Below are 11,508 nucleotides of genomic sequence, written 5' to 3'. Positions count from 1 at the left end.
CAGGGCCTCGCGGCGCCGGAACGCGCGCTGGAACTGACCTTGGGGTGTCAATCGGTCGCGTACGGACGCTTTACATGGGCCAGCACGTCCTCCAGCAGGGCGTCGACCGACAGGTTGTTGGCCTGGGCGTGGAAGTTCGTGACCACGCGGTGGCGCAGCACCGGCATGACCACGGCGGCGACGTCGTTGGTGCTGACGGCGAAACGGTCGTCGAGCAGGGCCTGGACCTTGGCGGCCAGCATCAGGCTCTGCACCCCGCGCGGCGAGGCGCCCAGGGACACGCTGCGATTGACGCTGGCCGGGGCATAGTCGCTGCCCGGCTGCGTGCCCATGACCAGACGAATGGCATAGGTCTTGGCCGCCTCCGTCACCGGCACCTGGCGCACCACGGCGCGCATCCGTTGCAGGATTTCGGCGTTGGCCACGGGATTCAGAACCACGTCGTGACCGCTCGTCGTCCTGTCGATGATGGCGTGATAGTCGGCTTCGGACGGATAGCCGACCACCAGTTTGAACAGGAAGCGGTCCAGTTGCGCCTCGGGCAGCGGATAGGTGCCTTCCTGATCCACCGGGTTCTGGGTCGCCATGACGCAGAAGGGTTCGGGCATCTTGATGGTGCGACGGCCCACCGTGACCTGACGCTCCTGCATCACCTCCAGGAGGGCCGACTGGGTCTTGGGCGTGGCGCGGTTGATTTCGTCGGCCAGAACCAGGTTCGAGACGATCGGCCCCTGCTGGAACGTCAGCTCATGGCCGCCGCCTTCGGTCTCGGTCAGGACGGTCGTGCCCACGATGTCGGCGGGCATCATGTCCGGCGTGAACTGGATGCGCGAGAACGGCAGGTCGATGGCGCGGCTCATCGAGGCGACCAGCATGGTCTTGCCCAGCCCCGGCACCCCTTCCAGCAGAACATGGCCGCCGGCCATCAGGGCGGTCAGCACGCCGTCCACGACGTCCGCCTGACCGACGATCATCCGACCGACCTCGGCCCGGATGCGGATGAAGGTTTCCTTGAACTCGGCCGCGCTTTCGCGGACCTGATCGACGTCTGAGCGTGAAGTCATTGCGGATGCGGACTCGTAAGGCATGGAGGGGATTCCTGACACGTCTGGCTTGCACCAGCCTGACCGTCGGAAAGAGGAAAGCGGGGCCTAGCCGTCTTGGGCCAGACAATAGCCCAGACCGCGAACCGCCTGGATTCGCACCTTGTCCGTGCGTCCGGCCAGATTGGTGCGGAGCCGCGAAATCTGCGATTCCAGCGAGTTGGCGTTGACCATCTTGTCGTAGCCATAGACCCGCGCCTCCAGCGTCTCGCGCTGAACCACCGCGCCGGGGCGCATCATCAGCGCTTCCAGCACCAGCGCCTCGGTGCGACGCAGGGTCAGCGGCTGCTCGTCCACGAAGAACACCCCGCTCTGCACATCGTGCATCAGGGGGCCGAACCGCCGGGTTTCGCGCCGGGTCTCGACCGTGCGTCGCAAGGCGGTGCGGATGCGGGCCAGCAGTTCGCGCGGCTCGAACGGCTTGGCGATATAGTCCTCGGCGCCGGATTCCAGCCCCTCGACCCTGTGATCGACGCTGGCCAGGGCGGTCAGGACGATGAACCTCTGGCGCCGATTGCGTTGCTCGGCATAGGCGATCAGCGACACCCCGTCGCCGTCCGGCAGGCCGCGATCCAGCAGGACCAGATCGAACCCGCCCTTGTCGATGGCCTCGCGCGCGATGGCCAGGCTGGACGCCACATCGACGACATAGCCCTGCTTTTCCAAATACAGCACCAATGTCTCGGCGACATCGGCGTCATCCTCGACCAACAGCAATCTCATGCGCACCTCGGACGGCCACGGGCGTCGCGGCCCGAAACACCTTAGGGCCTTTTACCGACCGACCGCCAATCCCGAAGGCGCGCCTCGCCGAGGCGCGCCCCGGTCGCGTCAGAAGGAATACTGAAGCTCCAGCGAGAAGGTCCGGCCCGCCGCATTGTAGCGCGCCGTATCGTAGGGCCGCCCCTCGACCACCACGAACGGCGGCTTCTGGTCGAGGATGTTTCGGCCCGCGAAGTTCAGGCGCACATCGTTGCTGACGCGCCATCCCGCCGTGAAATCGATCGTCAGCATATCATCGACGGGGATCACGCGGTTTTCGTAGATATTGACGCCCGCCGCCCGGTAGATCTCGTAATCGTTGACATATTTGGGAATGTAATAGGCCCACAGATACGCATTGATGTCGTGGTAATACCAACCCATCGAGGCGGTGACGCGATAGTCGTCCTGCCCCTGCAATGTGCCGATCGTGGAAATCGGATCGCGATTGGGGAAGCCCTGACGCTGGGCCACCAGATTATCCAGGACGTTGATCTTCGGTTCGAAGGTTCCGTAGTCTGTGATCCAAAGATAGCTCAGTTCATAGCTGATCGAGGAATACTTGGACCCCACGATGTTGAACGGCATGTTGCGGACTTCGATGATTTTGCCGTTCGCGTCGCGCGGATAGAAGGACGCGATCTTCATGATTTCCGACTGCGGCAACAGCGACGGCAGTTCGCGCAGCTGGGCGTATTCGCTGTCGATCTCGGTCTTGTTGTACGCCACGTCCAGGGTCAGGCCGTTCAGCATCCCCTTGGGCCGCCAAGTGAAGCCATAAGTCACCTGGTTGGAGATTTGCGGCTTCAAATCGGGGTTCGGCGCGAAGATCTGACGAACATCGTAGCTGTTCGACCCAGGATAGAGGCAGTCCGTGGTGCAGGTGTAGAGCGGATCGTTGTAGATGCGGGTCGTATAGCTCAGCCCGCCAGTCGGATCGAACAGCTGTGTATAGGGCGGAGCCTTGAACCCCTTGGTCCAGCGCGCGCGAACCGCCAAGCCGTCGAACGGCTCCCACCGCAGGCCCGCCGCCGGCGTGGTCCGCTCGAAGGTGTTGGTCGCGTAGATCAGCGTGCCGCCTTGCGTGATCGGAATATTATCCACCGTGCCGACCGGCCCTTCGGTCGTGAAGCTGTCGCGTCGGGCGGCGAAGTTCAACAGCAGCGAGCGTGCGCCCGGGAAGTTGAACGTGTCGCCGAAGACAGGAATATTGATCTCCCCGAAATAGGCGTGCTGATCGCTGGTAACGGGGGCAAGAGTACGAACCTGCACCTCCGGGCTGCTCGTACCATCCTTCGTCAACTCAGCGCCGACAGCGTAGAAGATTTTTCCGCCGGGCAGGTTGAAGGCCGATCCGGTCGCCCGGACCTCCCAATTCTCCATCGACGACTCCCGGTTTTCCAGGACCGGAACATAGTAGAAGTCGGCGACGCTGGTGCCGCCCCCGTTCGCGGTCGATTTCCAGGGATTGAACGCCTGCGTCGGGTCCGAACTGGTCAGGACGAGGCACTGACGGTCAAAGACCTTCTGCAGCATATCGCGGTCGACGCCGTTGAGCTGGTTCTGCGCAAGCTGGAAGTTGTAGCAGCTGACGCCGTTCGGCGATGTGTCATCGCGAATGAAGTCAACGACAGATCCCAGGGTCGGCGACTGCCCCGAAGTCTTCGAACTGGACTTGGTGTACAGCAGTTCCAGCTTGGTGTCCGTATTCAGCTGGTAGCTCAGCCCGGCGTTCAGGTTCAGCTGCTCGTTCGTGTTCGAAATCCGTCCCACGGGCAATTCGCCAGCCGCGACTTCCGCCGCCGGATTATAAGCGACCTGCGGCCCCGCCGTGAATGGATTGAAGTAATAGGCAGAGAATGGATTGTAAGCCTGGCCGGGCGCCAGCTGAATCCTCAAGCCTTCACTATAGCGGATATCCTGTTCGCTCTTGATCTTGTTGTAGAGGACATTGCCGAAGAAGGTCAGACGGCTGGTCAGCTTCTGCTCGAAGTTGAAGGTCAGGCCCAGCGTGTCCGACTCGGGACCGGCGAACTCCGGCACCACGTCGGGCAGGGCTTCCGCGCCGACGGTGATGAAGTCGCTCATACTGGGGCGACCGACCAGGCCCGGCCGAACCGTCATGCCTTGGGGCACCAGATAGAAATCGAAGGTGTCGGGGTCCATTTCATACGTCGACACGTCGATAACGCCCGGCTGCAGCCCTCGGCTGAACGAGCGCGTATCGAACGCCGTGTCGCCGCCGTAGTAGCTGGAATAGTTTTCGGTCGTGTATCCGCTCTTGTAGTTGTTGACGGGTTTGCGCCGCGCGTAGCTGACCGAACCCGAAACATTGCCCGAGCCCCAGGAGTAGCCCGAATAGAGGCTGATCCGGCTGTTGTCCGCGTCGTTGGACGACACTTCATGCTGGACCGTCAGGGTCGAGCCGACGAAATCCTTCTTCAGGATGAAGTTGATCACCCCGCCGATGGCGTCCGCGCCATAGATGGCGGACGCGCCGCCATAGGTGATCTCGACGCGGTCAATGGCGCTCAGCGGCACGCCGTTCAGATTGGCGAAACCGTCTTCGATGCCCGCCGCCCCCGCAACCCGACGACCGTTGACCAGGATCAGCGTATTGCCGGCGCCCAGCCCGCCAAGGTTCGCCGCCGACACGCCCAGCGATCCGATCTGCGACACAGAGCTTGCGCCTCGCCCCGTCAGAGGCCCACGCCCCCGCTCATTGGTGATCGCCCCGATGGTGGCGACATTCTGCGGCAGGGTGCGAACCAGCTCCTCGACGCTGGTCACGCCCCGCGCCTCGATCTCTTCCTTGGTGATCACCACCACGCGAGAGGTCTGGTCGCCATTCTGCAGGCGGCTGCCCGTGACCTCGACCGACGTCAGTTCGGTCGCATCCGACGAAGCCGGCGCATCCTTCGACTTGTGTTCGGCTTGCGCCTGGACCGAGGTTTGCGCCGAGGCCGTCGTCTGGACCGGAGCGGCCGTCTGGGCCCAGGCCCCGCCTGCCCCCGCGCTCATGGCCAGCGCCAAAACGGAAGTCATCATTCCACGCGTCGTCACAGTGTCCCCCAGACCGGCCCTCGGCCGATGCGATTGCTCCTCGCCAGACAGGGCCTGTGCGCCGGCACGCCCTTTCCCCGACGCGCCTGCGACAAACCTGTCGCGACACAGTCACCATTAGGTCGTCAAGCTTGCACCAATCTGGCGCGACGCCGCCGCCCAGTCGATTATTCCATTATCCGATGTTGCAGTGCGATATCGCGCACGGAACGACGCCTTATAGCCCTGGCGGCGCAATGCGTTCGCAGATCAGGCGCCGCGCTCAGGTCAAACCATCTTAGGCCGTTACGGGACGGGGAATGGATTCCGTGGCCTCGTCTCGGCCCAGGAGGCCGGTTTCGAAATCCATGAAGATGTCCATCAGCTCCTCGACATTGACCGGCGAGGCGCCCGGGCCGAAGCGGAAACGCCAGTAGCTGACGATGTGCTGGACCGCCCCGAGTTGGTCGCCCAGCTTGGCGAACATCGACGGCGCGTCCAGCAGGAAGTCGCGGAAGGCGGTGGGCTGCCCCTCCTGGGTCAGTTTGGCGTAGGCGTCGTCATAGACCCGCAGGGTGCGGCTGACCTCGTCGCAGGTCTTGATGATCCGCCCGCGCAGCACGTCGCGGCTGCGCGCCAGATATTCCTTGGCGGCGCGATCGGCCTTGCCGACGGGTTGAATGGTGCGAACGGCCTCGCCGACCTTGGCCACGTCCCCCATCAGGGCCGCCAGCGTCCATTTGTAATAGAGGAAGCCTTTCCAGCAGAAGACGCCCTCCTGATACTGCTCCGGCTGCAGGCGCAGCGTCAGCCGCAGGGCGTCCAGCTGGTCGCCGGGCGTGTTGGACAGGATCTTGGCCGCCATGCGGGACGCGGAATCCGAGGCCACGGCGATGGTGTCCTCGCCCAGGCTGAGCGTGACCAGGGGTTCGATCTCGTTCCGCACGAAGGCCTGCATCCGCTGCAGATCGCTCTCGCTGATCGAGAAATAGCAGGCGGCCGGGTCCAGCCCGCCGCGCCGAAGCTGTTCGCGCAGCAGAAAGGGATCGAGCGACGGCAGCTTGTCGATCAGACGCAGCGTCTCGACGTCGGGGTGATTGGCGGCGACGCCGAACGCCGCCAGCAGCACCCGTTCGAAGCCGATCTGATTGACGAAGACATAGCGGCCGCCGGTCTTCAGCTCCCGATCGTCGATCGGCACGACGACCTTGGTGGCCACCTGGCGGCGGCCGGTGAACAGGTCCGTCTCGTTGCGGCGCAGCCGGTGCTTGATGATCAGGGCGCGGTTGAGGGCGCGGGTGCGAAATATCGGATAGGTCGCCCATTCGGGCGTCCGCACGGCGCCGTCCGGACCGCTGTCGCCGTGTTCCTCCCACACACCCAGCAGGTTCAACACCCGAGCAGTGGAGGCGGACCCCCTCAGATGTTCCAGACTGCGAACCGCGCGATCGATCATGGACCAGCCTTTTGCGGCGCCAATGATGACTAATGGCTTAACTTGGCGCCCCGATCTGAAAATCCTGCACGGCGCTGTCCGCCGACCGTGACCCAGACCGGGACACGGGGTTCAGAAATGCGACATCGCCAAAGCCCAAACCGGCGCCGAAACCGCCGCCTCCGACGAAAACCGCGTTCGCCCGTTAACGCTGTGACGGTTCGTCATCCAACGGCGCCGGGCGTCTGGAGCCGTCCCGGCGGCAAGAGGCTGAACGGACACGGTTTACGCCCGTTAATTATTGTAATGGCTACGCTTTTTGCATTCTCAAAACCGCCCGACGACCGGGCTGTTTGGAGAAGTCTCGTGAAAATCAAAGTCCTTACCCTGTCCGCCCTGCTGGTCGCCGTCGCGGCCGGTTCCGCCCAGGCGCAAAGCGCCACTTCGAACCAGTCGAACAACGCCTCCGTTCGTTCGCAACTGAACGCCACGGTCTCGGGCGTGAACAATTCGGTGTCGGCCACCGCCGCCGCCATCTCGAACAGCGTGACCATCGACGGCGGCACGGCCGTCTCAATCAACAACAACCAGAACGCCTGGGGCGGCGCGTCCTCGCAGCTGAACGCCACCATCAACGACGTGTCCAAGGACGTCTCGGCGACCTCGGCCGCCATCGCCAACTCGGCGACCATCAAGACGTCGGACTGGGGCGGCGCCATCAACAGCACCCAGGTCGCCTATAACGATCCGTCCGCCACGCTGAACGCCACGGTCACGGACGTGTCCGGCGCCGTGTCCGCAACGGCGGCGGCCATCAGCAACTCGGCCACCATCGACTCGCGCTTCGGTTCGCTGAACTCGTCGCAGAGCAACACCGCCGGCGTGTCGGCCGTCGCCTCGACCACCGTGCGCGACGTGTCGGGCGCCGTGACCAACACGGCCGCCGCCATCGGCAACAGCCTGACGGTCACAGGCTTCTAAGACCGCGAAGGGCCGGCGATCCTGAACGCCGTCGCCGGCCCTGTCGTCCTTGCGGCCCCGCCCGGGTCGCCCCTTTCCCGCCCCTCTTCGAAACGATCCGCGCCATGATGAAGACGCCCGTCCTGCTCGCCCTTCTGATCCTCGCCCCCTGTGGCCAGGCGTGGGCGCAGTCGTCCTCGGAATCCGCCGGCGCGGCGTCGATGGAGGCGGGATACGGACGGGCCGGGTCCGTCGCCAGCCGGACCTTCAACCCGGTGACGCGCGACGCCAACGGCAATCGGCTGGTCGCCAACGGCGTCATCATGAACGGTCAGCCCAACGCCCCCGTCAACTATTCCAGCGCCGGCTCCAACACCCTGTCGGGCGCCGCCTATTTCGACAGCGGCGCGGCGGCCTTGAACGACAGCAACACCTCCACCGCCGTCGGCAATCTGGTCAATGTCTCCATCATCGGCCACGGCAATACGGTCGTGCTGAACAGCAGCCAGACCAACAACGGCGACATCAGCGCCAATTCGCGGAAGCCGGGATCGTGAGGCGCGCCGTCATCCTGGGTCTGGCGCTGGCCTCGCTCGCCGGCGCCGCCTCGGCGCAGACGCGGGCCAATGTCGAGCCGATCCGAGGCGCGCCGGCGACCGCCAACCCCTCCCCCTATTCGGCGGCCCTGACCTGTCTGGCGCGTCGTGACGCCTGGGTCGGCGGCGCCGCGCCCCGGATCGCGGTGGGCCGGATTTCGGACATGACCGGCCGCGTCGATCTGCAAACCGGCGCCCGCGCCTCCCAGGGCGCGGCCCTGTTCGCCATCACCGCCCTGGGCCGCGCGGGCGCGCCGGTGGTGGAGCGTCTGGACAACACCGTCGCCGAGATCGAACTGAACTACGCCCGCCAGCATCTGCTGTCCGATGCGCCGGAACGCGCCGGGCAGGACCCCGAGAATTTCCGCGCCATCTACGCCGGCCAGATCGCGGGTTCGCGCTACTATCTGGTCGGCGGGATCACCGAACTGAACTACAATATCGCCTCCTCGGGCGTCAGCGCACAGGCCGGGGCCGCCAAGGCGACCGGTCTTCGCGGCTTGGCGCAAGCGTCGCAGTATGTGATGAACGTGGCGGTGGACCTTCGGCTGGTCGATACGCGCTCGCAGGAAGTCGTGAACAGCGTCAGTTTTCAGAAACAGGTGATCGGCGTGGATCGCAGTCTTGGTCTGACCGGCGCGCTGGGGTCGGTCGGCGGAGTCGGCACGGCCGGCAACGGGGCGATGGAGCCGATCCAGGCGGCGGTTCGCACCGTGGTCGAACGCGGCGTGTTCGAACTGCTGGCCGGGATTCAGACGCCGGGCGGCCAGGCCAGTTGCCTGCCGGCCGACGACCCCGACGCCGTCCAGACCTACGCCATGACGGCCGGAGCCGCCTCGTGAGATTACGCCCGGTCCTGCAGGCGTCCCTGATCGCCGCCGTCGGCCTGGCCGGGTGCGCATCCACCCATTTCGACCCCGAGACCGGACTTTACGCCAAGCCCATCGGCGGCGCCCCGGCGACCGGCAACGACACCGCCTATTCCGCGCCCCTGCGGTGCCTGGCGGCGGCGGCCCAGACGGCCGGCCGCGCCGCGCCGCGTCTGGCGGTGGGCGACATCGCCGATCTGACCGGCCGCAACGACCTGGAGACGGGGCGAAAGATCAGCCAGGGCGCCTCCCTGTTCGCCGTCACCGCCCTGACCAAGGCCGGTGTGCCGACGGTGGAGCGTCAGGATCGCGGCGTGTCTGAGGTCGAGCGCCAGTACGCCCAGGCCCACCTTCTGTCCGACACGCCCCAGGCGGCCGGCCAGAGCCCCGAGAATTTCCGCGCCATCTACGCCGGTCAGATCGCCGGCTCGCGCTATTATGTCGTCGGCGGCGTGACCGAGCTGAACTACAATCTCCGATCCTCGGGCGCCGATGTCGCGGCCGGCGGTCTGGAGGCCAGCGGGGTCAAGGGCAGCCTGACCAACAGCGGCTATGTCATGAACATCGCCATCGACCTGCGCCTGGTGGACACACAGTCGCAGGAGGTGGTCGCCACGGCCTCGTATCAGAAACAGCTGGTCGGGCGGGAAATCCGCGTGGGGGTGTTCGACTTCCTGAACGGCAACATCTTCGACCTGTCGGCCGGGACCGCCGGGATGGAGCCGATCCAGTTCGCGGTTCGCACCGCAATCGAACGCGGCCTCTACGACTTCGTCGCCGATCTCTACGCCGTGCCGCGCGACCGCTGCCTGCCGGACGCCGAGATCGCGTCGCATGGCGAAAGCCTGCTGGCCCGTCGCACCGCCGCCGCCCTGGTCCAGGCGGCCCAGCCGGTCCCCACGCCGCAACCGACGCCCCAGGCGCCCCCGGCCGCTCAGGCGGTTCAGGCGCCGCCCTCCCCGCCGCGCCCCCCGGTCGGCCCGCCCGCGCGCTGGGTGCTGGACCCGTCCAACTGGCGCGCCGCCCCGGCCTCGGCCGTTCGCGGAACCACCACCGGCGGCTGATCGGCGCCCTCGTCGCCTTCCCCCCATGAAGAAGCCCGCCGCGATCATCGCGGCGGGCTTTTTTTTTCGTATGGCCGAGAATGGCGCGGGACGTCGTCACGTCCCGCGCCGTCCAGGATCACAGACCGTTGGTCACGCGAGTAATCGTGGCCGAGTTGCCGATGGCCGCCGCCGTCAGCGATGCAGAGTCGACGTTGCGGATCGACACGGTAGCCATGGCCTGCGTCAGCGCCGTGTTGTTCTGCACCGAGGTCGCCGCCAGCATGGTGTTGGCGCCGGTGTTGACGGTCAGCGAGTTGGAAATGGCCGCCGCCGTCGTCGACACGGCGTCGTCCACGTTCGACACCGTGGCGTTCAGGGTCGCCGTGGGGTCGTAGCCCGACATCTGGGTGTTGGAGACCGTGCCCTTGCCCGCGTGCTGCAGGTCGATGGTGGCCGAGTTGGCCAGGGCGGCCGAGGTCAGGTTGACCTTGTCCGACACGTCGCGCACCGCAGCGTTCAGGACGGCGCGCGAGTCGCCGTTGAAATACTGGGCGTTCGACACGTTTAGCGCGCCCTCGCCCGTCGCGGTGAACGAGTTGGCGATGGAGGCCGCCGTGCCGGTGACGGCGCCTTCGATGTTCGCCGCCTTCAGGTCGGTCGTGGCCACGAACTGACCGCGATGGGTGTATTGGGCGTTCGTGACCTTGGACACGACATTGCCGTCCAGGGTGACGGTCGCGGAGTTGCCCAGGGCGGCGGCCGTGGCGGCGACGTCGCCGTTCACGTTTCCGACCGTGCTGGACAGGGTCGCGCTGGTCGAACCCCAGCTGTCCTGGACGTTGCGAACCGTGACCGGCCCGCCGCCGCTCAGCGTCGCCGAGTTGCTGATCGCCGCGGCGGTCTGCGAGACATTGCCGTTCACGTCGTTGACGACGGCGTTCAACTGGGCGCGGACATTGGCCGTGTTCTTCTGGTTGGATGTCACATTGGACTGAGCCGATGCGACCGACGCCATGGCGGCCACGACGGCGGCGGTCGCCAATCCGACCGCGTGAGTTTTACTAATCATGGAAACAAGCCCCTGTATTCGACCGTCGGAAGTGACGGACACGGACAGGAGTGCAAGAACGGTCCCGCTTGGCGGGGCGTTCAGGCCTTAACCAAGACTGGTGCGAAAAACTCTCCTCGTCCCGCCGCCCCGCCTTGCCCTTCGAAATCAGCGTTAACGCCCGCCGCCGGCAACGGCCCAGCTTGCGACACGCCACATGACCGCGTGACTTGTATTGGGACATGCGACCGGCGCCATGTTCCCCGCCGTGGCGATCAGCCCGTGTCGAGATCGGCGGAATCGGACTCCGCCTCCCCCTCGAACAGATCGAAATATTGGCCCTCGATCGCGCCCCATTGCTTTTCGACGGGCGGCCCGTCCGCTTCCCCGCGCCAGGCGCCGGTGCGATAGGCGTCGGGAATGGAATCGGTGTTCGGGTCGATCCATTGCGCCTCCAAAGCGTCGAATCAGCGGTCGCGTTGGGAGACGGGCAGGCTGACGCCGCACCACGGGCAGAAGAACAGCTGTTGCCTGGCGCCCCCCGCTTCCACCCAATAGTGGTCGAAGCGCGCATCGTACCGAACCGTCCCCCAATTGTTCTGGGGATGCTGCGCCATATGATCGGCGGTGGTCCCCAAGCCGGTCGG

General features: G+C 65.7%; 11 protein-coding genes. 4 read left to right on the top strand and 7 right to left on the bottom strand.

Features of this window, described 5'->3' with window-relative positions:
* Positions 1 to 47 precede the first annotated feature (47 nt).
* From SH203_RS00125 to SH203_RS00110, 4 genes are all read right to left on the bottom strand, one after another.
* Positions 48 to 1,064, bottom strand: a complete 1,017-nt coding sequence (locus tag SH203_RS00125) for a MoxR family ATPase (protein WP_087118866.1) — start codon at positions 1,062 to 1,064, stop codon at positions 48 to 50.
* Between the two features lie 87 nt (positions 1,065 to 1,151).
* A complete protein-coding gene (locus tag SH203_RS00120) occupies positions 1,152 to 1,826 on the bottom strand; it encodes a response regulator transcription factor (protein ID WP_087118865.1) in 675 nt (224 codons plus the stop codon).
* Between the two features lie 108 nt (positions 1,827 to 1,934).
* On the bottom strand, positions 1,935 to 4,913 hold the full coding sequence (locus tag SH203_RS00115; protein WP_234989315.1) for a TonB-dependent receptor domain-containing protein: 2,979 nt from the start codon (positions 4,911 to 4,913) through the stop codon (positions 1,935 to 1,937).
* A 292-nt stretch (positions 4,914 to 5,205) separates the two neighbouring features.
* Positions 5,206 to 6,363 carry a hypothetical protein gene (locus tag SH203_RS00110; RefSeq protein WP_087118864.1) on the bottom strand — a complete coding sequence of 386 codons (1,158 nt, stop codon included), beginning with the start codon at positions 6,361 to 6,363 and terminating at the stop codon, positions 5,206 to 5,208.
* Positions 6,364 to 6,708: 345 nt separating this feature from the next.
* Between SH203_RS00110 and SH203_RS00105 the strand changes: the two genes are divergently transcribed.
* From SH203_RS00105 to hfaB (SH203_RS00090), 4 genes are all read left to right on the top strand, one after another.
* Entirely contained in the window at positions 6,709 to 7,323 is a 615-nt protein-coding gene (locus SH203_RS00105) for a hypothetical protein (RefSeq protein ID WP_087118863.1), read from the top strand.
* 104 nt (positions 7,324 to 7,427) lie between these two features.
* Positions 7,428 to 7,859 carry a holdfast anchoring protein HfaA gene (gene hfaA / locus SH203_RS00100; protein ID WP_087118862.1) on the top strand — a complete coding sequence of 144 codons (432 nt, stop codon included), beginning with the start codon at positions 7,428 to 7,430 and terminating at the stop codon, positions 7,857 to 7,859.
* On the top strand, positions 7,856 to 8,740 hold the full coding sequence (gene hfaB, locus SH203_RS00095; protein WP_087118861.1) for a holdfast anchoring protein HfaB: 885 nt from the start codon (positions 7,856 to 7,858) through the stop codon (positions 8,738 to 8,740). The genes hfaA and hfaB (SH203_RS00095) overlap by 4 nt, the downstream gene beginning before the upstream one ends.
* Positions 8,737 to 9,831, top strand: a complete 1,095-nt coding sequence (gene hfaB, locus SH203_RS00090) for a holdfast anchoring protein HfaB (protein ID WP_159457509.1) — start codon at positions 8,737 to 8,739, stop codon at positions 9,829 to 9,831. Before hfaB (SH203_RS00095) ends, hfaB (SH203_RS00090) begins: the two co-directional genes overlap by 4 nt.
* A 118-nt stretch (positions 9,832 to 9,949) precedes the next feature.
* Here hfaB (SH203_RS00090) and SH203_RS00085 read toward each other — a convergent pair whose 3' ends face one another.
* From SH203_RS00085 to SH203_RS15930, 3 genes are all read right to left on the bottom strand, one after another.
* Complete coding sequence (locus SH203_RS00085; RefSeq protein WP_143275644.1) at positions 9,950 to 10,882, bottom strand: hypothetical protein; 933 nt, start codon at positions 10,880 to 10,882, stop codon at positions 9,950 to 9,952.
* Positions 10,883 to 11,136: 254 nt separating this feature from the next.
* A complete protein-coding gene (locus tag SH203_RS00080; RefSeq protein WP_087118859.1) occupies positions 11,137 to 11,319 on the bottom strand; it encodes a hypothetical protein in 183 nt (60 codons plus the stop codon).
* A 9-nt stretch (positions 11,320 to 11,328) separates the two neighbouring features.
* The gene (locus SH203_RS15930; protein ID WP_375600711.1) at positions 11,329 to 11,478 is read right to left on the bottom strand and encodes a DUF6980 family protein; all 150 of its coding nucleotides are present in this window, start codon (positions 11,476 to 11,478) and stop codon (positions 11,329 to 11,331) included.
* Between the last annotated feature and the right edge of the window lie 30 nt (positions 11,479 to 11,508).

The organism is Brevundimonas sp. SH203, from assembly GCF_002157625.1.
Lineage (GTDB): Bacteria > Pseudomonadota > Alphaproteobacteria > Caulobacterales > Caulobacteraceae > Brevundimonas.
The sequence above is the reverse complement of the archived record's forward strand: the minus strand, read 5'-3'. Positions and strand labels throughout refer to the sequence as shown.